This window comes from Bradyrhizobium sp. USDA 4532 (assembly GCF_024171315.1).
Lineage (GTDB): Bacteria > Pseudomonadota > Alphaproteobacteria > Rhizobiales > Xanthobacteraceae > Bradyrhizobium > Bradyrhizobium australafricanum.
In genome coordinates this window covers 6,691,230-6,712,903 of sequence record NZ_JALJZN010000001.1, presented here as the reverse complement: position 1 = coordinate 6,712,903, position 21,674 = coordinate 6,691,230, and the positions used below count along the sequence as shown (strand labels likewise).

16 protein-coding genes are annotated in these 21,674 nt (G+C 65.6%); 10 read left to right on the top strand and 6 right to left on the bottom strand.

What is annotated here, in order from left to right; translation table 11 throughout:
* The first annotated feature begins 3 nt into the window (after positions 1-3).
* Complete coding sequence (locus tag J2R76_RS30855) at positions 4-1,308, top strand: hypothetical protein (RefSeq protein WP_141342811.1); 1,305 nt, start codon at positions 4-6, stop codon at positions 1,306-1,308.
* Positions 1,309-1,317: 9 nt separating this feature from the next.
* Here the strand turns inward: J2R76_RS30855 and J2R76_RS30850 are convergent, their stop codons facing one another.
* Positions 1,318-3,111, bottom strand: coding sequence for a potassium/proton antiporter (locus tag J2R76_RS30850; protein ID WP_057019518.1), 1,794 nt, complete (start codon positions 3,109-3,111; stop codon positions 1,318-1,320).
* A gap of 221 nt (positions 3,112-3,332) precedes the next feature.
* Here J2R76_RS30850 and J2R76_RS30845 point away from each other — a divergent pair, with 221 nt between their 5' ends.
* Both J2R76_RS30845 and map read left to right on the top strand, forming a co-directional pair.
* Positions 3,333-4,649, top strand: coding sequence for a mechanosensitive ion channel family protein (locus J2R76_RS30845; protein ID WP_076831164.1), 1,317 nt, complete (start codon positions 3,333-3,335; stop codon positions 4,647-4,649).
* A gap of 167 nt (positions 4,650-4,816) precedes the next feature.
* Positions 4,817-5,641, top strand: coding sequence for a type I methionyl aminopeptidase (gene map, locus J2R76_RS30840; RefSeq protein WP_076831166.1), 825 nt, complete (start codon positions 4,817-4,819; stop codon positions 5,639-5,641).
* A 25-nt stretch (positions 5,642-5,666) separates the two neighbouring features.
* On the opposite strand, the gene J2R76_RS30835 is transcribed toward map, so the two are convergent.
* On the bottom strand, positions 5,667-6,386 hold the full coding sequence (locus tag J2R76_RS30835; RefSeq protein WP_076831169.1) for a DNA-3-methyladenine glycosylase I: 720 nt from the start codon (positions 6,384-6,386) through the stop codon (positions 5,667-5,669).
* A gap of 124 nt (positions 6,387-6,510) precedes the next feature.
* Between J2R76_RS30835 and radC the strand changes: the two genes are divergently transcribed.
* From radC to J2R76_RS30810, 5 genes are all read left to right on the top strand, one after another.
* Positions 6,511-7,224, top strand: a complete 714-nt coding sequence (radC, locus tag J2R76_RS30830; protein WP_076831172.1) for a DNA repair protein RadC — start codon at positions 6,511-6,513, stop codon at positions 7,222-7,224.
* 364 nt (positions 7,225-7,588) lie between these two features.
* Positions 7,589-9,712 carry a glycogen debranching protein GlgX gene (glgX, locus tag J2R76_RS30825; protein WP_141342810.1) on the top strand — a complete coding sequence of 708 codons (2,124 nt, stop codon included), beginning with the start codon at positions 7,589-7,591 and terminating at the stop codon, positions 9,710-9,712.
* Between the two features lie 245 nt (positions 9,713-9,957).
* The gene (locus J2R76_RS30820; RefSeq protein WP_076831175.1) at positions 9,958-11,823 is read left to right on the top strand and encodes a sigma-54-dependent Fis family transcriptional regulator; all 1,866 of its coding nucleotides are present in this window, start codon (positions 9,958-9,960) and stop codon (positions 11,821-11,823) included.
* 83 nt (positions 11,824-11,906) lie between these two features.
* Positions 11,907-13,490, top strand: coding sequence for a hypothetical protein (locus tag J2R76_RS30815; RefSeq protein ID WP_076831177.1), 1,584 nt, complete (start codon positions 11,907-11,909; stop codon positions 13,488-13,490).
* Positions 13,490-13,894 carry a hypothetical protein gene (locus J2R76_RS30810; protein WP_076831180.1) on the top strand — a complete coding sequence of 135 codons (405 nt, stop codon included), beginning with the start codon at positions 13,490-13,492 and terminating at the stop codon, positions 13,892-13,894. The genes J2R76_RS30815 and J2R76_RS30810 overlap by 1 nt, the downstream gene beginning before the upstream one ends.
* A gap of 9 nt (positions 13,895-13,903) precedes the next feature.
* Here the strand turns inward: J2R76_RS30810 and J2R76_RS30805 are convergent, their stop codons facing one another.
* Positions 13,904-14,659: an SDR family oxidoreductase gene (locus J2R76_RS30805; protein WP_141342809.1), complete on the bottom strand. Its 756-nt coding sequence runs from the start codon at positions 14,657-14,659 to the stop codon at positions 13,904-13,906.
* A 392-nt stretch (positions 14,660-15,051) separates the two neighbouring features.
* Between J2R76_RS30805 and J2R76_RS30800 the strand changes: the two genes are divergently transcribed.
* On the top strand, positions 15,052-15,528 hold the full coding sequence (locus J2R76_RS30800; RefSeq protein ID WP_057018924.1) for a hypothetical protein: 477 nt from the start codon (positions 15,052-15,054) through the stop codon (positions 15,526-15,528).
* Positions 15,529-15,741: 213 nt separating this feature from the next.
* On the opposite strand, the gene J2R76_RS30795 is transcribed toward J2R76_RS30800, so the two are convergent.
* Both J2R76_RS30795 and J2R76_RS30790 read right to left on the bottom strand, forming a co-directional pair.
* The gene (locus J2R76_RS30795; protein WP_057018925.1) at positions 15,742-16,296 is read right to left on the bottom strand and encodes a flavin reductase family protein; all 555 of its coding nucleotides are present in this window, start codon (positions 16,294-16,296) and stop codon (positions 15,742-15,744) included.
* Between the two features lie 109 nt (positions 16,297-16,405).
* Positions 16,406-17,506: an LLM class flavin-dependent oxidoreductase gene (locus tag J2R76_RS30790; protein WP_076831185.1), complete on the bottom strand. Its 1,101-nt coding sequence runs from the start codon at positions 17,504-17,506 to the stop codon at positions 16,406-16,408.
* 426 nt (positions 17,507-17,932) lie between these two features.
* Here J2R76_RS30790 and J2R76_RS30785 point away from each other — a divergent pair, with 426 nt between their 5' ends.
* Positions 17,933-19,096: an IS4 family transposase gene (locus tag J2R76_RS30785; RefSeq protein WP_057015126.1), complete on the top strand. Its 1,164-nt coding sequence runs from the start codon at positions 17,933-17,935 to the stop codon at positions 19,094-19,096.
* A 53-nt stretch (positions 19,097-19,149) separates the two neighbouring features.
* Here the strand turns inward: J2R76_RS30785 and J2R76_RS30780 are convergent, their stop codons facing one another.
* Positions 19,150-21,495 (bottom strand): mechanosensitive ion channel family protein, encoded by a 2,346-nt coding sequence (locus J2R76_RS30780; protein WP_076834943.1) that lies wholly within the window; start codon positions 21,493-21,495, stop codon positions 19,150-19,152.
* Between the last annotated feature and the right edge of the window lie 179 nt (positions 21,496-21,674).

Here is a 21,674-nt window from a genome sequence, read left to right as displayed (position 1 = left end):
TTTGTGCGACTGACTGGCTGGGTGTTGCTGCTGATCGGCGGGCTGCTGTGCGCCACGATTTCGTGGGCCGCGCTCGGCTTCCTGCTGATGGGCGTCGGCCTGATCGCGCTGCAGGTCGACGAGCGGCCCCGGCGTCCGGCCGATGCCGCCGTGCCGGCCGGCGCCTCGGGATTTACCCCGCCGCGCCTCAGCGACGGGCTGCAGCCGCCGACCCTCGATCCGATCGCAGGCCAGGATACCGGGCAGCGTCAGTCGCGCCGGGTGGCCTGGCCCGACAAGAAGGGGGACGCAGCCTACGGCCGGGAGACTTACGACCGCGAGGCCTGGCGCCGGCTTGTCGACAGCGATCCTGATCTCGCCCAGATCGCCAATGTGCTCGCCGATTACGGCCCGCAATATGTCGATGAGCTGGCGGCGAGCTATCTGGCCGCCCCCGATAAGGGCCGCCTGGCGGCGATCGTCGACGGCATCATCGCGCGCGCCGGGGACGGTCAGCCGATCCCGCCGCCGCCCGCACCAGTCGAAGCATCTCGGCCGCCACCGCTGCCGCCCCCGCCGCAGCCAAAGCCGGTGATCATCCCTGCCGCCAAGGCGGCGGCTTCGCCAAGCAATCGCGCAAACGCGCTCGAAGCGTCCCTGCTCGCCACGGTCGAGGAGGCTTCCGCCAAGATGGCCGCCGAACGCGCGGGTCTCTTCAAGCCTGCCAAGGAGCCTGGAAAGGAGCCGGGCAAGGCCACCGACAGCCGACCGCAGGCGGCGAGCCAGCGGGAACCGCTGTTCGGTCGCGCCACCCGGGACGCGAAGCCCGCCGGGCCGCCGCCGGTGCCGGTCACAACGCCGCCGATGCCGGCTACACCGCCGCCCATGCCGGCCGACACGCCCGCCGCTCTCGAAGCATCGTTGATCGCCGCCGTCAGCGAGGCCGCCGCCCGGCGGGCGGACGCCCCCAAGGATGCGTTCAAGGATGCGTCCAAGGACGCGTCCAAGCCGGCACCGGAGTCAGCGCCGCCGGCGCGGCGCGAGCCCGAAATCCGTGCGGTCGCGCCCACTCCACCGACGCCACCTCCGCCGGCTCCCGCTGCGCCCGCCACGACGCCAGCTGCGACGACACCACCTGCGAAGACAGCGGCCGACAATCTCGACGAGACGCTGCTCGCGGCGCTGGCCGAGATTTCCGGCCAGAAAATCAAGGGCGAGACCAAGCCGGACGCGGCGTCCAAGGGCCCATCCGGTCCGCCGGCCGACGACGGGCTATCCGACATGATCAGGAAGTTCGCGCCGGATTCGAGCTTCCTGCGCAAGACGTAACGGCGCGCCTCAGACCCCCGCCACCGACGCCCAGATATCGGCGAGCTTGCGCTTGACGATCTGCATCCGCGTTTGCGGCGCGACCTTCTCCTCTTCCTCCGGCAGGCGCAGGCCGACGACGTTAACGCGGCCACCGCTGATGCTGCGCGCCACCAGCACGATCTCGTCGAGCGCCAGTTCGGCCCCTTCCTTCGGCGCGCGGTCGAGATTGACGTCGAAATAGTCGGCGAGCGTCAGCTTGGCCTGGTGCTCGTCGACCTTGACGCCGTAGATCTCGGCGAGTTCGCCGAGCGTATGCTCCGCCGACACCATGAAGTCGCCGAGCAGATGCGGATCGGGCGCGCTCGACGGCGCCATGTCGACGAAGAAGCGGTCGAGCGCCTCGGCGCGCTCCGGCGGCGCCAGCAGGTAGATGTAGTCGCCGGGCGCGACCGGATCGGCCTCGGTCGGCGTCAGGATCCGCTCGTCGCGGATCACCAGCGTCGGCTTCGACCAGGACGGGATCAGCCCGCGGCGGAAGTACAGGCTCTTCGGCCGCACCGGATAGCCGACCAGCTGCTGCTCGAGCTGGCCGGGCAAATCGAGCTCGACGCGGCGCGGGCCGCGTTCGGCGCGCGGCAGCGCGACGTGCAGCCGCCGTGCCGCCGGCGCCAGTGTCCAGCCCTGCAACAGCAGCGAGATGATGACGACGACGAAGGCGACGTCGAAATAGAGATAGGCCTTCGACAGGCCGACCAGCATCGGGATCGAGGCGAGGAAGATCGCGACCGCGCCGCGCAGGCCGGTCCAGGCGATGAAGACCTTCTCCCGCCAGTTGAACTTGAACGGTGCGAGGCAGATCAGCACCGCCAGCGGCCGCGCCACCAGCATCAGCGCGAACGCCACCAGCACGGCGCCGCCGGCGCTGGAGAGCAGGCGATGCGGCGAGACCAGGAGGCCGAGCAGCACGAACATCACGATCTGCGCCAGCCAGGTCGCGGCGTCGAGGAACGTCACCACCGAATTATGCGCGCGGGTCGGCCGGTTGCCGATGATGATACCGGCGAGATACACCGCGAGAAATCCCGAGGCATGCACGATCTGCGAGCCGCCGAAGATCACCAGTGCCGCGGTGGTGACGAACGGCGCATGCAGGCCCTGCGGCAGCGCTACATAGTTCAGCGCGATCACCACCAGCCGGCCGCCGATCACCCCGATGATGGCGCCGAACACCGCCTCCTGGATGAACTCCAGCGCGATGTGCGAGGCCGAGCTCTGGCCGATCGAGATGAACTCGACCAGCATCAAGGTGAGGAAGATCGCGAACGGATCGTTGGTGCCGGATTCCGCCTCCAGCGTCGCGCCGACGCGTGGGCGTAGCCGCAGACCCTGGGTGTGCACCAGCAGGAACACGGCAGCCGCGTCGGTCGAGGCCACGACGGCGCCGACCAGCAATGACTCGGTCCAGTTGAGGTCGAGCACGAAACGGGCGACCGGCGCTGTGATCAGCGCGGTCAACAGCACGCCGGCGGTCGCCAGCACCATCGAGGGCACCAGCACGGTGCGGATGCTGGCAAACCGCGTCTTCAATCCGCCGTCGAACAGGATCAGCGCCAGCGCCACCGAGCCGACCAGATAGGTGGTGCGGACGTCGTCGAACTGCAGCCGGCCGGGGCCGGAATCGCCCGCCAGCATGCCGACCAGCAAGAACACCAGCAGCAAGGGAGCGCCGAACCGCAAGGCCAGCAGGCTCGACAGGATGCCGGCCATCACCAGCACCGCACCGAGCAGGATCGCTATACTGACGGAGTCGAGGGATGCCATGCGCCTTCGGAGGTCTCAAATACTTGCAATTGCATCCTTATCGTCGCCACACTGGGACGCCAACCGATTTCTGACATAAGCGGCAATGTGCCCGGTCTCATCAGCCCTAGGTCGCCCCGACACTGTGTTGTATCGATGGTCGCGTGTGCGCCTTTGTGGGATTCTCGCGGGGCATTCGAATCACATTTGGCTGACCCGCGCTTCGAGTTGAGATTTTGCCGATGGACATGAACTGGAAGGACGTCCTCGAATCGATCCAAATGGCGGCGCGCTCGGTCGGCGCCGAGGTCGCCTCGCCCTGGTTCTATCTGCAATTCGGCATCATCCTCGCCGCCGCCGGCCTCGCCTACGCCGCCGACACCGCCATTCATGCGCGGGTCGACATGTCGTCGCTGGCGATGCGCTGGCCGCTGCCGCTCCGGCACTTCGCCCGCGTGATGGTGAAGAGCGCTTCCACCGCCGTGTTCGCGGTCCTGATGATCATCTCCCGCATCGTGATGTGGCACGCGACCTGGCCGAGCCGCAGCTATCTGATCGCGGTCTCCGCCAAGCTGGCGCTGGCCTGGCTGGTGATCCGCCTCGTCACCTCGGTGATCGACAACGCCTTCATCGTGAAAACAGTCTCGATCGCGGCATGGGTGGTCGCCGCCCTCAGCATCATCGGCCAGCTCGATTGGGCGGCCGACACGCTGGATGCGTATGCGGTCGTGGTCGGCGGCCTCCGCCTTTCTCCGCTGCTGTTGATCAAGGCCGGCGCGCTCCTGATCGTGGCGCTGTGGCTGACCAACCTCGCCGGCAATTTCGCCGAGAGCCGCATCAACCGCGCCACCGATCTGACGCCGTCGATCCAGGTGCTGCTGGTCAAGATCATCCGCATCGGATTGATGGTGACGGCGATCGTGATCGCGCTCGGCGCGGTCGGCATCAACCTCTCAGCGCTCGCGGTGTTCACCGGCGCGGCCGGCGTCGGCATCGGTCTCGGCCTGCAGAAGATCGTCGCCAATTTCATCAGCGGCCTGATCCTGTTGGTCGACAAATCGGTGAAGCCCGGCGATCTCGTCACGATCGGCGACAATTCGGGCCGGATCAGCGCGATGAAGACCCGCTACATCTCGGTCGCCGCCGGCGACGGCCGCGAGTTCCTGATCCCGAACGAGGACCTGGTGACGCAGAAGGTCACCAACTGGACCTATACCGACAAGAACACGCTGGTGAAGATCGCCTTCTCCACCAACTACGACGCCAATCCGCGGCAGGTCTGCAAGCTCGCGATCACGACCGCGGCGGCCCATCCGCGCGCCACCAAGGGCCGGACGCCGAACTGCATCCTGACCGAGTTCGCCGAGGCCGGGATGAAATTCTCCCTGACCTTCTGGATCGCCGACCCCGACGGCATGGACAATGTGAAGAGCGACGTCATGCTGTCGCTGTGGGACGCCTTCAAGCAGGAGGGGGTCAGGGTGCCCTACCCGGTGCGGGAACTCCGCATCCGCGGCGGCGCGCTGCCGGTCGAGAGCGTGGTCGAGGTCTCCAATTAGCGCTTGAGCGCGGTCTTTTCGCCGCAGCGGTGGCCGCTGTTCCGGATATGGCCTGAAAATCAAGCCGTTTGGACATGTCCCCATGCCCAACCTTGGCTTGCGCCGGGCGCGCCGATCATTAAATTAGGGCCTGAAATCAGCCCCTTGCCCGCAGAAACAGCCCGCCCATGAGCTATATCGACGCCACCGACACCTCGCTTCGCAAGACCGGTCAGATCAAGCTGCACGGACCGAGCGGCTTTGCCGGCATGCGCAAGGCGGGCGCCCTGGTGTCGAAATGCCTCGATGTGCTCACCGACATCGTCAAGCCGGGCATCCCGACTTCGGTCATCGACGAGTTCGTTCGCAAGTTCGCCTTCGACCACGGCGCCTATCCGGCGACGCTGATGTATCGCGGCTATCGCTACTCGACCTGCACCTCGATCAATCACGTGGTCTGCCACGGCATGCCGGGCGACCGGCCGCTGAAGGAAGGCGACATCGTCAATGTCGACGTCACCTTCATCGTCGACGGCTGGTACGGCGACTCCAGCCGCATGTATGCGATCGGCGCCATCGCGCGGAAGGCCGAGCGGCTGATCGAGGTGACCTATGAGGCGATGATGCGCGGCATCGCCGCGGTGAAGCCCGGCGCCACCACCGGCGATATCGGCCATGCCATCCAGAGCTATGTCGAGCCGCAGGGCATGAGCGTGGTGCGCGACTTCTGCGGCCACGGCCTCGGCCGCCTGTTCCACGATGAGCCGAACATCATCCATATCGGCCGCCCCGGCGAAGGCGCGCCCTTGAAGCCCGGCATGTTCTTCACCATCGAGCCGATGATCAATCTCGGCAAGCCGCATGTGAAGATCCTGTCCGACGGCTGGACCGCGGTGACCCGCGACCGTTCGCTGTCGGCGCAGTTCGAGCATTCGGTCGGCGTCACCGCCGACGGCGTCGAGATCTTCACGCTGTCCGAACGCCATGGCGAGAAGCCGTGGGTTCAGGTCTAATCGGGTTCAGCTGTAACCGTCCTCGTCAATAATCGCTCCGCGTGCGCTCGATGATCTCCTCGGGCGTATGGTTCTCTCCGATCGACATCGCGCAGATCCGCGACAGATGCAGATAGGACAGTCCGGTCTCCTCCGCCCAGGCGTTGAACTGCGCCTGCACCTTGGCGAAATCGCGCTTCGACTTGACCTCCTCGGCGATATCGAGGCCGGCATCGCGCAGGCAGGCGACGACGTCGCGCGAGGTGACGAAGCCGTCCCAACCGAGGAAGCGCAGCAGCATCTGTCCGGTGTTGCCGCCGAGCCGGCTGCCGCGCTTGGCCAATAGCTCCAGCAGTCCAACCTCATCCGATGACGGCCAGGCGCTAAGGAATTTGCCGAAGCTGCCATGCTCGCGCGCGATCTCCTGCACGAAGCGGCCGTTGTCGCGCACCGACATGATCTTGGCGCCGTTGCGCACGATCCTGGCGTCGCTGACGAGCTTCTCCCAGAATTCGTCGGGCTTGAAGGCGAGCTTGGCGGGCTGAAAGCCGAGGAACGCCTCCTCGAAGCCCGGCCATTTGGCATCGATCACGCTCCAGGCAAAGCCCGCGCAGAACACGCGCCTGGTCATCTCGGCCAGCACGCGGTCGTCGCTGAGCTTTGCCAGCGCCTTGGCGCCCGCCGGCGGCCGCAGCAGTTTCTCCAGCGCCTTCGGCCCGCCCTTGCGCTTCTCCGCGCGCGAGCGGATCACCTTGAATGATGTCACGCCGCCCTCCCCCTCTTGCTCTCGAACCGTTGCCGCCGACGGTAATTCGCCCGAAGCATCGTGGCAAACCCGGCAGTTGCATCGGCTCTTGCAAATCGCCGCGAGCACGGCATGGTTGTAGCCGATGCCCGCCAAAGCCAGTGACAGCCCCGATCAGCCCGACGAGACGCCACATTATCACGGCCATCGCGAACGGCTGCGCGAGCGCTTCTATGCGGCCGGTCCCGACGCGCTGACCGACTATGAGCTGCTGGAAATGGCGCTGTTCGCCGCGATCCCGCGCCGCGACACCAAGCCGTTGGCCAAGGCGCTGTTGAAGAAGTTCGGCTCGTTCGCCGAGGTCGTGCACGCGCCGGTGGCGCGGCTGCGCGAGGTCGAGGGCGTCAAGGATGCCTCGATCAACCAGCTCAAGCTGCTCGCCGCGGCCGCCGGCCGGATCGCCAAGGGTGAGATCAGGCGCAACGTCGCGCTGTCGTCCTGGAACGACGTCATCGACTATTGCCGCACCGGCATGGCGTTCGCCGACAAGGAGCAGTTCCGCCTCCTGTTCCTCGACAAGCGCAACCAGCTGATCGCCGACGAGGTGCAGCAGACCGGCACCGTCGATCACACCCCGGTCTATCCGCGTGAGGTGATCAAGCGCGCGCTGGAATTGTCCGCCACCGCGCTGATCCTGGTGCACAACCATCCGTCCGGCGACCCGACGCCGTCGCAGGCCGACATCCAGATGACGAAAGCCATCGTCGACATCGCAAAGCCGCTCGGAATCGCCGTGCACGATCACATCATCGTCGGCAAGAACGGGCATACCAGCTTCAAGGGCATGCGGCTGATTTAGCATTGCACTCAACAAGCCCTCCGCTGTCGTCCCGGCTTAGTGCGCAATTGCACACGGGGGCCGGGACCCATAACTACGGAGTTGCGTTGTCGAAGCACGCTGTGGCTCCAGCTTTGCAAGCCAATTTGCTTTCGTGGTTATGGGTCCCGGGTCGCGCAGCGCTTGCCCGGGACGACATCGAGATTGTGGCAGAGAGTCATACGACCGCATTCTCGCGACATCTCTTGCCGAGCCTTGCATCTCGTTCCGCCCGCGTCATACGAACCAAGCGTAACTGCCGCTAAACTAGCCCATGCAACGTTTCCCGCGCGGCGGCGTTTGTTGCAGATTGATCTGACGGCCTGTCAGGGGCCTTGGGGGACCGATGTCCGATTACGTCATTGAGGAGGGGCTGCCCTATCCGCTGGGCGCCCACTGGAGCGGCCACGGCACCAATTTCGCGGTGTTTTCCGCCAACGCGACCAAGGTCGAGGTCTGCCTGTTCGACGGCGAGCGCGAGACGCACCGCTTCGAGCTGCCCGAATATACCGACCAGGTGTTTCACGGCTTCATCAATGGCGTGCAGCCGGGGACGTTCTACGGCTATCGCGTTTACGGTCCCTACCAGCCGGACGGCGGCCACCGCTTCAACCCGAACAAGCTGCTGCTCGATCCCTACGCCTGCGCCCATGCCGGCAGCCTGACCTGGAATCCGGCGGTGTTCGGCTACAAGATGGAGAGCGGCGACGACCTCACCTTCGACGAGCGCGACAGCGCGCCGTTCATGCCGAAATGCGTGGTGGTCGATCCCAATTTCGACTGGGTCCAGGAGGCGCAGCGGCAGGACGTGCATTGGGACGAGACCGTGGTCTACGAGACCCACGTCAAGGGGTTCACCAAACAGCACCCGGGCATCGACGAACATTTGCGCGGCACCTATGCCGGCTTCGGCTCGAACGCTGCGATCGACCATCTCAAGGCGCTCGGCATCACCTCGGTCGAGCTGCTGCCGGTGCATTCCTTCATCAACGACAGCAACCTGCTGGACAAGCACCTCACCAATTACTGGGGCTACAACACCATCGGCTTCTTCGCGCCGGATCCGCGCTACGCCGCCGACGTGCCGAACAGCCTGCGCGAATTCAAGGAGATGGTGTCGCGGCTGCATGGCGCCGGCCTCGAAGTCATTCTCGACGTCGTCTACAACCACACCGCCGAAGGCAACGAGCGCGGCCCGACGCTGTCGTTCAAGGGCATCGACAATGCGAGCTATTACCGCCTGCTGCCGGACAAGCGACGCTACTACATCAACGACACCGGCACCGGCAACACGGTGAACCTGTCGCATCCGCGGGTGATCCAGATGGTGATGGACAGCCTGCGCTACTGGGCCGGCCACATGCATGTCGACGGCTTCCGCTTCGATCTCGGCACCATCCTGGCACGTGAGGTTTACGGCTTCGACGAGCAGTCCGGCTTCCTCAAGGCGATGAACCAGGACCCGCTGCTCGCGACCGTCAAGCTGATCGCCGAACCCTGGGATTGCGGCCCCGGCGGTTACCAGGTCGGCGGCTTCCCGGCGGGCTGGGCGGAGTGGAACGACAAATACCGCAACGTTGTGCGCGATTTCTGGCGCGGCGAGGCGGCGCCAGGCAGCCTGGCACCGCGGCTGCTCGGCTCGCACGACGTGTTCAACCGCGAGGGCCGCCGCACCTGGGCCAGCGTCAACTTCATCACCGCCCATGACGGCTTCACGCTGAACGACTGGGCGAGCTACAACAACAAGCACAACGAGGCCAACGGCGAGCACAACAACGACGGCTCGTCGGACAACCACTCCTGGAATTGCGGCACCGAGGGCCCTACCGACAATCCGGATATCCGCACTTTGCGCGAACGGCAGAAGCGCAACATGCTGGCGACGCTGCTCGCCTCGCAGGGCACGCCGATGCTGCTCGGCGGCGACGAGTTCGGCCGCACCCAGCGCGGCAACAACAATGCGTACTGCCAGGACAACGACATCTCGTGGTTCGACTGGAATTTTTCCGACGACGCCGGGAAGCTGCTCGCCTTCACCAAGCGGATGATCAAGCTGCGGCGCGACTATCCGATCCTGCGCCGCAGCCGCTTCCTCTCCGGCGATCGCGATCCGCAGCTCGAGATCCGCGACGTGGTCTGGATCAGCACCTCGGGCGTCGAGATGACGCAGGCCGACTGGAGCACCGGCTGGATCAAATGCTTCGGCGTCGTGCTCGACGGCCGCGCGCGCAAGACCGCGATCGCGCGTGAGGGCGAGGACGACACTGTGCTTGTCATCCTCAACAGCTACGAGGGCGAGGTCGACTTCAAGCTGCCGCCGACGTCAGCCGGACCGCGCTGGTCGCGGCTGCTCGACACCAACGCGCCGGAACAGCCGGCAGGCGCGCAGTTTGCGTTCGACGGCACGTACAAGGCGGTGGGGCGTTCGTTCGTGCTCTTCACCGCTGGCGAGGTGAAGTCATCCCCGTAGCCCGTTGGCTCCACTCGGGCTGCGATCCGCCTTCTCCTTCCCCCTGAAAGGGGGAAGGTCGGGATGGGGGTCAGCCGCAGGCGATGCTGCAAGCCGAGAGAGCAGATCCCCACCCGCTTTGCTCTCACGAGCAAAGCGACCTCCCCTTTGCAAGGGGAGGTAAGGGTCCCGCGACGCCGTCGGCCAATTGACATTCGGCCGCGGACTGCCAGACTTCGCGGAAAATTAGGGGTGGAGACCTCTGGATGGCCAATCTTTCGGCCTCAAATCACGTCGCCCGTGTTCTGTCGGCGGCCAACCAGGTGGCCGGCGTCGACACCGAGACGCGGATCGCCGCGTCCTGGCGGCGCTGCCTGGTCAATCACAACCTCGATCCGGCCCGGCGCGGGCCGCCGCAGACCCTGACCGAGGCGGAGATCCGGCACATCGCCGAGCCGATGGAGGATTTGATCCAGGTCGCGATCCCCGAGCTCGAGGACCTCGCCCGCGTGCTCCACGATTCCGGCTACTGCGTCAATCTCGCCGATCCCAACGCCACCATGCTGGTGAGCCGGCTGCCCGGCGGCGACTACGCGCGGATGTTCCTGGAATGGAAGATCTACACCGGCTCGAACTTCGCCGAGACTTTCGAGGGCACTAACGGGCTCGGCACCGCGCTCGCCGAGCAGCGGCCCATCCTGGTGCATGGCGACGAGCATTTCCGCGAGCAGTGGCACATGTTCACCTGCGCGGTGTCGCCGCTGTTCGATCATGCCGGGCGGCTCGCCGGCGCCGTCAACATCACCTCGTGCCGCAGCGATCTCGGCCGCAGCGCGCATGAGCTGGCGCTCGCCGTCACTACGGAGGCGACGCGGCGGATCGAGCAGTCGTTCTTCCGCCGGCGCTACCGCGCCTCCTGGATCGCGATGCTGCCCGGCGACGGGCATGGCATGCTGGCCTATGACGACGACCGCCGTGTCGTCGGCGCCTGCCGCACCGCGCGCGCCGCGTTCGGCCTGACCGATGCGATGATCGAGGACGGCATCGACCTGTCGCATCTCGTTCAACTCGACGATCGCGCGGCACGCGCCGCGGACGAGCAGGTCGCGCTGCGTCGCGCCGACGGCACGCCGTGGGGACGCGGCCGTCTGGCGCCGCCGGTGCGGGCGCGTTCGCCGCGTCCACCATCCACACCGCCGCGCGAAAAGCCGGCCGGACAGTTTTCCGGCCTGCACCGGCTGGCGGGCCGCGATCCCGTGCTGATCAAGGGCGTGAAGCGGCTGATGACGGTCGGCAATCTCGATCTGCCGATCCTGTTGCATGGCGAGACCGGCGCCGGCAAGGACGTGTTCGCGCGCGCCATCCATGCGGCGAGCAATCGCGCCGGCCGCAACTACGTCGCGCTGAACTGCGCGGCGATGCCGGAGAGCCTGATCGATGCCGAGCTGTTCGGCTACGAAGCCGGCGCCTTCACCGGCGCGCGGCGCGAGGGATCGAAGGGGCTGATCGTGCAAGCCAGCGGCGGCACGTTGTTCCTCGACGAGATCGGCGACATGCCGCTTTCGCTGCAAACCAGGCTGCTGCGCGTGCTGGAAAACCGCGAGGTCTGGCCGCTCGGTGCGCTGAAGCCTGTCGCGGTCGACATCCGCCTGATCAGCGCCACGCACCGTGATCTGGCGCGGATGGCGGAGGACGGCAGCTTCCGCTCCGATCTGTATTACCGGCTGCGCGGCATGGAGATCCGCCTGCCCGCGTTGCGCGAGCGCGCCGACCGCAAGGACGTCATCGCGCAGATCGCCGACGAGGAAGCGCCGCACTGCCGCATCGCGGCCGACGCCTGGGCGCAGCTGATGGCCTATCCGTTTCCCGGCAACATGCGCCAGCTTCGCCACGTGCTGCGGCTCGCCGGCGCCACCGCGGAGCACGGCCTTATCACCGAGGCCGATCTCGATCTGCCGCCGTTCAGCGCACGCGGCGCGGAGGCCGATCACACAGCGGGCGAGCGCACCGCGATCGTCGATGCATTGCGAGCCAATGACGGAAGAGTGACGGACGCGGCCACGGCGCTCGGGCTCAGCCGCGCGACGTTGTACCGAAAGATCAAAGCGTTAGGGATCGCGCTGGACAGCTAGACCAGAACGGCCCCTGCTGTTCCGGCGGTGCGGGAAAGGTGATATCGTACGGTTTTCGCCTTCAACGCCACGGAGCGGGTCCCATGACACGGTTTCCCCTCGCTGTGGTCGTTGGCCTCATTGCCGCGACCATTTCGCAGCCTGCCGCCTCGGATTCCACCGAGCAACGATTGGGCAAAGTCCATTTCGTGACATCCTGCAAGCCCGAAGCGCAGGAGCTGTTCGATCGCGCCATGCTGTATCAGCATTCGTTCTGGTACAGCGCGTCGCGGCGCACCTTCGAGGAGGCGCTGGAGGCCGACCCGCAATGCGCCATCGCCTATTGGGGCATCGCGCTCAGCTATCTCTACAATCCGCACGCGCCTCCGCCGCCGGAAAACCTTCCGCTCGGCCTTGAAGCAGCGAAAAAAGGCCAGGCGCTGAATGCCGGCACCCCGCGCGAGCGGGAATACATCGATGCGATCGCGGCGATGTATGTCGACTACGACAAGGTCGATCACCGCACCCGCGTGCAGCGATTCCTCGCCGCCGAAGAGCAGGTCGCGACGCACTATGCCGACGATGACGAGGCGCAGATCGCCTATGCGATCACGCTCAACGTCGCGGCCTCGCCGGGCGACAAGACCTATGCCAACCAGCTGAAGGGCGCGGCGCTGCTCGAACCGATCTTCAAGCGCCAGCCCGAGCACCCCGGCATCGCCCACTATCTGATCCATCTCTACGACTACCCGGCGCTCGCGGAGAAGGGCCTCCCCGCGGCGATGCGCTATGCCAAGATCGCCGAACACGCGCCGCATGCCCAGCACATGCCGTCGCACATCTTCACGCGCGTCGGCTACTGGAAGGAGTCGATCGCCTCGAACAAGGAATCCGCACGCATCGCCAGGGAAGACGGCGAGCAGCAGGACCAGGCGCACGCGATGGACTATCTGGTGTATGCCTATCTCCAGCTCGGCCAAGACAAGGAAGCGCGTGCGGTGATCGACGAGCTCGGCAAGCTTCAGTTCAAGCTCGACCGGTTCGCAGGCCCCTTCGCGGTGGCGGCAAGCCAGGCCCGCTATGTCTTCGAACGCGGCGACTGGAAGGGTGCCGCCGCGCTTGAAGTGCATCCCACCAAATACGCCTATGCGGATGCCATCACCTATTTCGCCCGCGCGGTCGGCGCCGCGCGCTCGGGTGACCCCGCCGCCGCCAAGGCCGATGTCGCCAAGCTCGTCGAGTTGCGCGACAAGCTCAGGGACGCCAAGGACGCCTACTGGTCCAACATCGTCGACATCCAGCAGCAGATCGCGAGCGCCTGGGTGCTGTACGCGGAAGGCAAATACGACGATGCGCTCAGCGCGATGAATGCCGCCGCGGAGGCGGAAGACAAGACCGAGAAGCACCCCGTCACGCCGGGACCGCTGGCGCCGGCGCGCGAGCTCTACGCGGCGATGCTGCTCGATCGCGGCATGGCCAGGGAGGCGCTCGCCGCCTATGAGGCCGTGCTCAAGAAGGAGCCCAACCGGCTGGCGACTTATCTCGGCATGATCAAGAGCGCCAAGGCGGCCGGCGATCAGGCCAAGATCCGGGAATGCGCTGATCAGATTGCCCGGCTCACCGCGGATGCCGATCTGTCGCGGCCGGAGCTGATCGAATTGCGCCAGACGACCGGAAGCAAGCTGTGATGCCACGGGCGACATGGCGCAACGGTGGAGCGGCGCTGCTCGGCGCCGTTGCGCTATCGCTTTGCCATACCCTGCCGCTTGGCGCGATGGAGATCCTCGGCCAGGCCGGCGTGCTCGGCGAATGGGAGCTGACCGGACATCTCACCGAAAGCGCGCCGGACGCGCCGAGGCAGTTCTCCGGACCGCTCAAGATGAAGCATGTGGGCATCTGCACGCAAGACGGGCCGGACGAACGCGCCGGAGAAATCAAGCTGCAAATCACGGGCGCGGATTCGCAGGTCACCGCCGAGCTGGTGCTGGACGGCGCGCCCTGCACCTACAGCGCGCGCAAGACGCGCAATTACGAGGGCACGCTGTCCTGCGAAGGACGCGCGCCCGTCCCGCTGCTGGTTTGGCTCAAATAGCCGATACCGTCACGCCGCCGGCCGCGCGCGGCGCAGCCATTCGTTCAAATCGATGCGGCCGAGGCGCGCCTCGCCGAGCGGCACCAGCGAGTGCTGCTCGACCCGGCCGCCCCAGTAAAGCGCGTCAGGGTCTTTCACCACCTCGCGCGGGTCGCCCTTTGCCTTCAGATAGCGCGCCACGATCTCGTTGAACGGCGCGCGGTCGGGACCTGCGATCTCGACGATGCCGTTGCGCGGCGGCTCGAGCGCGATATCGGCGACGAGCGCGGACACGTCCTCCGCCGCGATCGGCTGGAACAGGCCGGGCGAGAGCCTGACGGTGTTTCCAACCGCGCCCGCATCGGCGATCGCGCCGACGAATTCCATGAACTGGGTCGCGCGGATGATGGTGTAGGGAATCCCGGACGCCTCGATCAGCTTCTCCTGCGCCACCTTGGCGCGGAAGTAGCCGTTCTCGGGCGTCCGGTCGGTGCCGACGATCGACAGCGCGACATGGTGCCTGACGCCGGCCGGCTTCTCCGCCGCCAGCAGGTTGCGGCCGGAGGTCTCGAAGAACTCCATCACGGCCTTGTTCTCGAACGATGGCGAATTGGCGAGATCGATCACCACGGCCGCGCCGGCCAGCGCCTCCTTCAGCCCCTCGCCGGTGATGGCGTTGATGCCGTTCTTCGGCGAGGCGGCGACGACGTCATGGCTGCGCTGGCGCAGAATGGCAACGGTCTTTGAGCCGATCAGTCCGGTACCGCCGATCACAACGATCTTCATGGTGATGCTCCTTGTCGGTAACGAGGTTTCTTGAGACATGCTTGCCGGATTTGCCGGCGGAAATCGTCATGGGTACGTCGCGCTACCTCCTCGATCGCTCTCCCGCAAGCAACCACACTATAGCATGCCACGGCTGTTCTGATGTCGCGGAACCTGTCATCCGATGCGTCGTCTGACGAGCATGAGACGTTGGTGGCTACGCTTGCTGAACCTCTTACCGTCACGTAGACTAATGCGTGCGTTCCAGCCAGCGTGCTGGGGTACCGAAAGCTTCGGCCGCTGCCGGGATATCACCGCGGGCTCTCTTTCGTGCTGCAACGCAAATGCTGGGCATGACGTTTAGCCCGCTGTGCACTCCTTGATTTGATTTCAAGCAAACGCAGGAGGAGTCTATGCGGAATTTTATCACCTTTTTCGTTTCCAGCGTGGCAATCGTCGTTGCGGGGTCGACCGCGTTAGCGGGTGAGAAGGTGCTCGAGTTCAAGCTCGTCACCAAGCCTGTCGACGTCAAGGTCATCGAGGCAGCAAACGTCGAGGGGCAGACGGTCGTTTCCGGCAAGTTCTTTGGTGTCGCCATCTTCAGTGATGGCCATATCGGGGTGAAGGAGTTCGTCCATTCAGGAGACATGCTGAAGGGCTCGGGCTCCTATTACGGTTACAGCACCTACACGTTCGAGGAAGGCGCGATCACCGCGCGTTACACCGGCGCGATCAAGGACGGAAAATCAAACGGCGAATATACGATCCTTTCGGGCACGGGCGCTTATGCGAATGCAACGGGCACAGGAACGATCGAAAGCGCGCCGAACCCCTTCAAGGGGGTCAATCTTCTGAACATCAAACTGGTCGTGAGAACGCCGGGGTCATAGCAGCGCAGCGTCCGCGGGACCACGGCAAGGACAGCGACGCCTCACATGAGCGTTGGCTCGGCCAGCGGTCGCACGGCCGGGCCAAAGCCATCAAACGCGTGCAAGACGGGTCGTCAGCATTGCGCCCTCAAGGCGACGCAGCCCGACAGCTCTCAAACGATTGAGAGAGGATCGGGTACCTGGACCCGTCCGCCTCGCAGATGTCAGTACGTTTCAGGAAAATTCGTTCCAGCTCACACGCCGCGCATCGACGTCGCCGAGCTCGACCGGATCATGGATGTTGCGCACGCTCTGGAAGCCGGAGCGCAGATAGATCAGCGGGTCGACTGTGGTCGCGGCGCGGACGTGCTGGACCTCGCCGATGAAGATCGAATGGGTCTTGGTCTCGAGCTCCTGCGCCAGCACGCAGTCGAACGCCGCGACGGCATCCTCCAGCACCGGGGCGCCGGTGGCGCCGGTGGTCCAGCGCCCAAACGCAAAACGGTCGTCGCCGTTGACGCCCTTCTGGCCGGAGAAGGTCAGGGCCAGCAGCGCGTGGTCCTCGTTCAGGAAGTTGATGACGAAATGGCGCTCCTCGCGGATGCGCTGATGCGCGCTGGCGTTACGGTTAACGCAGACCAGCACCGAGGGCGGATTGTCTGACAGCGAGCAGGCCGAGGTCACGGTCAGGCCGGTGCGCTGCCCGGTCTCGGAGCCGACCGTCACCAGCGCGACGGCGCCCGCGCAATGGCGCATCGCCTGCTTGAAACTCTGTGCGTCGACCGTCATGCCGCAAACCCTGTTTGAGCATGATCCGCCGGATCATGCTTCGGTAAAAACACTTCGTTCAAGATATGCGAGGCGGGGTGCGAGGCAAGCCCCGCACCCCGCGCAGCTGTCATGCAGCCTTCTCGAACTCGGCTCCGAGATGCTTGAGCCGCGGCATCACCTCGTTCTTGAGCAGGTCCAGCGAGTGCCGCCAGGCTTCCGGCTTGTGCTTGTAGTCGAAGCCGAACACACAGAGGACGCCGAAGCCGCCGACCTCCCGGTAGATCTTCTCGATCCTCTCGGTGACGGTCGCGGGCGAGCCGACGATCCAATTCCGGCGTGCGCAATATTCGACGGTGACGTCGCTGTCGGGCACGTCGGGCGCGTGCTTCAGATAGTCCTTGAAGCCGAAATGGCCGAGCAGCGGCAGGAAGTACTCGCCCATCATCCGGCCCATCATGTCGCCGGTCGACAGCTTCCACGCCTCCTCATCGGTATCCGCCACGAACACCTCGCGCACCAGCCGCCAGTCCTTGCGGCTCGGCTTGCGGCCGGTCTTGGCGGCGCCGGCCTCGACCGAATCCCAGTGGCTGCCGACATAGGCCGGGTTGAGGTTGAGGCTCATCGGGATGAAGCCGCGCTCGCCGGCGAGCTTCAAGGTGTCCGAATTCTTCGACAGGCCGGCGACGCCGATCGGCGGATGCGGCCCCTGCAACGGCTTGATGTGCGGCTTGAGGAAGTCGAACATCGTGTCCGGCTTGCTCACTGTCCAGTACTTGCCCTTGTGCGTCCAGGGTCCCGGCTCGGACCACATCTTCAGGATGATCTCGAGCGCCTCGCGGGTCATGTCGCGGTTCTGGCCCGACATGCCGTCGACATTGAACATCGCCCAGTCGCTGGGCAGGCCCGAGGCCGCGACGCCGAAGTTGAGGCGCCCGTTCGAGAGATGATCGAGCATCGCAACGCGGTTCGCGAGCTCGGCGGGATGATGATACGGCAGCAGGAAGCCGCCGGGCCCGATGCGCAGATTCTTGGTCTGCAGCAGCGCCTGCGCCACCAGCAGGTCGGGCGACGGGTGCGGCTCCCAGGGTGCGGTGTGATGCTCGCCGATCCAGGCTTCCTGGTAGCCGAGCTCGTCGAGCCAGCGCAGCGTCTGCAGGTCCCAGTCGTGGCCCTCCTTCAATCCGCACTCCGGCGGGTGCGAGGGCATGGTGAAGTATCCAAGCTCCATGTGCGTTTCCTTCCTTCGCGTTGGGTTCAGTCGTGCAATGCGTCTTGCCGCGCATTGCATGACGATCAGCAAGCGCTGTGCCAGCGGAGGAAGTCGCAGGGAATGGGTGAGAACGGCCGGATTTCGGCCGGCTGCGCGCCGGTCAGCGGGCTTGGCAAGGCTGGCGGCGTCTCACCGTCGCGAGACGTGTCGCAACCATGAGACGCGCCGGCAAGCATTCCCGCTGGCTCGGGCTGCCTTCGCACACACGGAAGCAGATACTCTCGCGGAGACTCCCCCTCACCCGAATTCGAGCTTCGCTCGAATTCGACCTCTCCCCGCAAGCGGCAGGGGTGTCCGGGGAATGATTCACTGTGTCGCGGTGCATGCTCGGCAGGACCGAGGCAAATCGGTCTTTTCTGGTTGTCGAGACACAGAGGGCCGAGCATGCGATATCGCGGTAGCATTTTTGGAAGGCTGCTTGAACCGATCAATCGACGGCAGTTTCAGACGGTTGTGGATCGTCTGGACGGGGATGCCTACGACAAGTCGTTCAGGAGCTGGGATCATCTGGTGGCGCTGATCTATGCCCAGCTTAGCGGCAACAGCAGTCTGCGCGGGGTGGTGACTGGCTTCAACGCCAATTCGCAGCATCACTATCACTTGGGAACCGGCAAGCTGTCGCGCTCGACGTTGTCCGATGCCAATGCCCGCCGTCCGATCGGCATTTTCGCGCAAACCTTTGCGGCGCTGTCGGCGATGGCGCGTCGCCAGCTGCGGAGTGAAGGCATGGAGATGGTGCGTCTGATCGACGCCAGTCCGATCCCGCTCGGCAAGGTCTGCAGTTGGGCGACGTGGAACGGCCGCATCCGCGGCATGAAGCTGCATGTCGTCTACGACCCAAGGAGCGATGTCCCGACCTGCGTCGAGATGACGGCCGCGAACGTCAATGACATCGAGATCGGCCGACAGACCCCAATCCAGCCCGCCACCACCTATGTGTTTGACAAGGGCTATTGCCGTTTCGACTGGTGGCAGAAGATCAATGATAGCAAGGCTTTCTTCGTTACCCGGGCGAAGACGAGCATCCGTCTTCGCTCGCTCAGGCATCGCGCCATCCGCAAGCGTAACGGGGATGGCTTCGAAATCCTTGCCGATGACGAGGTGAAGCTCACCAGCAAGGGCGATTCGCGCCTTCCAATCCCGCTCCGCCGCATCAAGATCAGACGCGAGAAAGGCGGCAAGATCACACTCCTGACCAACGACCTTGCCCGTAGCGCCGTCGAGATCGCCGCCCTCTACAAGAGCCGATGGCAAATCGAGCTGCTGTTCCGCTGGATCAAGCAGCATCTCGATATTCGCAAGTTCCTCGGCGCCAACGACAACGCGATCCGCCTTCAGGTGCTCGCTGCGATGATTGCCTACCTGCTGCTGCGCATCGCCGCTCACACCAACTGCATCAAAATGCTCCCGCTCAGGTTCGCCGAACTCGTCGGCCAGCTCCTGCTCACGCGTCGATCCCTCGCTGCCATCGACAAACCTCCGCCCATCAACCCCAGCCGTCGGAAATCAACCATCTCACCTGACCAGATGGAGCTCCGCTATGCCTGAATTTCCCCGGACACCCCTGCCGCGCGCGGGGCGAGGTGAAGCGGAGCGCCGGATCAGCCCGCCGCGCGGCGCGGCTGGGCGTTGGTATCGGGCTCGGAGGATGGAGGAAGCTGCATCAGGATGGTCTGGCCCATCGAGGCGATCTCGATGCCCTCCTCCTGGAAGCGCCGTTTCATGCGGCGGTTGAACTCGCGTTGCACCGCCCAGCGTCCGCTATCGGTGCAGCGGATCTGGCCGACGATGGTCACGACCGAGCCGTCGACCTTGTCGACGCCCCACAATTCGAGGTCGCCTCGGATGAATGCGCGATACGCTGTCTCCTGGCGCATTTGGGCGACGATGTCCTTCAGCACCTCGCCGGCGCGGTCGGTGTCCTCCTTGTAGGACACGTTGACGCTGACCGCGGCATTGCCGGCGCCGCGGCTGGAATTGGTGATCGTCGTCACCGCGCTGAACGGCACGACGTGCACCGAACCGTCGCCGGCGCGCAGCCGCATGGTGCGGATCGAGACGTTCTCGACCACGCCCGAGAGGCCCGACACCGTGACGTTGTCACCGACCTGCACGGTGTTCTCGATCAAGAGGAACAGCCCGGTGATGAGGTCCTGCACCAGCTTCTGCGAGCCGAAGCCGATCGCGATGCCGACGATGCCGGCGCCGGCGAGCAGCGGCGCGACATTGACGCCGATCTCGCTGAGCGCCGTGAGGCCGACCACCGCGACGATCATGCAGAACAGCGCGGTGCGCAGCATCGGCTGGAAGGTGCGCAGGCGCGCGGCGCGGGCGTAATGCCCGTCGCGCGACAGGGTGTCGATCTGCCGGTCCATCAGCGCATTGGCGACTTCCCAGATCACGGCCGCGGCCAGCGCGGCAATGCCGATCGTCACCAGCGCCGAGATCAGGCGGCTTCCGATCTGGCCGCCATAGAACCAGACGATGGCATCGACGCCCCAGACCTCGAGCAGCGCGACGAAGCCAATGAAGGCGATCACCGCCGTGACCACCTTGCGCAGCAGCGGCAGATAGCGGTTGGCGCGGGTCTCGAGCCCCGGGAAGCGCTGGATCAACTCCGGGCTGATGCGGAAGCCGCGATCGATCAGGCTCAGCACCACCATGGTGACGAGGCGGGTAACCAGCAGCACCGCGACAGTGCCGACGAAATACTGCAGGAGCAGCGAATAGCCGTTGCGGATGTTGAGCGCCCACACTGCCCACAGCGCGAGGTCGAGCGCGATCGCCAGCACATGCCAGAGCGCCGCGAGACGGTTGCGCGTTCGCGCCGCAAGCCCGGTGCGATCGGCCGGCGCGCGGATGGCGTCGGCGACCTGGCGGCGGCACTGCAGGATGATGACGACGACGAACAGATGCACGACCAACATCACGAGCCGGATCAGCGCGGCATAGCCGGCGCGATGCAGCCCGAGCAGCAGCGCGACATTGGCAAAGGCGATGCCGGAGACGCCGACGGCGACGATGCGCCGGGCCCAGATCTCGATATAGGCCGCGGTCTCGGCACGGACGCGGAACAGGCCGAACGGCCCCGCCAGCGCGCGCACCGCGCAAATCAAGACGCGCGAGAACACATAGGCGTTGACGACGGCCAGGATCACGAGCCGCGTGGTCGATTGATCGCCGATCTCGGTGCCGAGCAGCGCGGTGGCGATGCCGCCGAACACGACGACCGGCAGCAATTCGAGCAAAAGGCGCCCAAGCACGAAGGGCAGCCGGACCAGCGACTGCCAGGCCCGCGCCAGGCTGAGCCGGCGCCGCTGCAACTCGGGCGCCGGCGTGACGTCGGCAACCGACGACGGCGGATCGACGATGGCGAGCGTCTGCACCGGCATGCGCGCGGTCTGCGGCAGCCGCGCTTCCAGGAACGCGACCGGCCGCTTGATCAGGCGGAACACCACCCATTCGGCGGCCAGCGCGCAGCCGAACACCAGCGCCAGCTTCCAGGCGATATCGATCAAGAGGCCATAGGCGACCGGATCGTTGGCGGTACGCACGAACCAGTAGTAGAACGCCGGGAAATGCGTCAGCGTGCGCGCGACGTCGGCGACCTCGCGCGACATCTCGCCGACCTGCTCGGACACCATCAGCAACAGCTGTGCGCCGAGGCTGTCGGCGGTGAGCGGGATCGGCGAATGCTGCTCCGGCGCAGGCGCCGGCTGGGCCGCCGCCTGCGGCGAGGCATTGGCGATGGCGCGCAGCGTGTTGATGATCTCGCCGCGCTTCTTGTCGTCCTGCAGCGTGTCGAGCGCACGTTTCGCCTGCTCGGGCGTCAGCGCGTCGCCGGTAGCGGGTTGCGGCGGCGCCGGCTTGGCGGCCGGCTGCGCCAGCGCGGGAGAGACGAACAAAGTGAAGACGAGAAGCAGCGCAAGGCGAAGTTTGTGCGACACGAGGGCCTCATAAAATAACTGCGCGACCGCAAACCCTTGGGAGGAATCTGCTCTCGCGCTCGCGCCATGTCGGATACTCCTTTTCGCCCCGATGGTGTGTCGGAAGTTTGCCGCTGTGACGGCCATCTCTTGGCATTTGCCGCAACACAATCGTCACAGGCGTTGAGCCGCGTTTACAC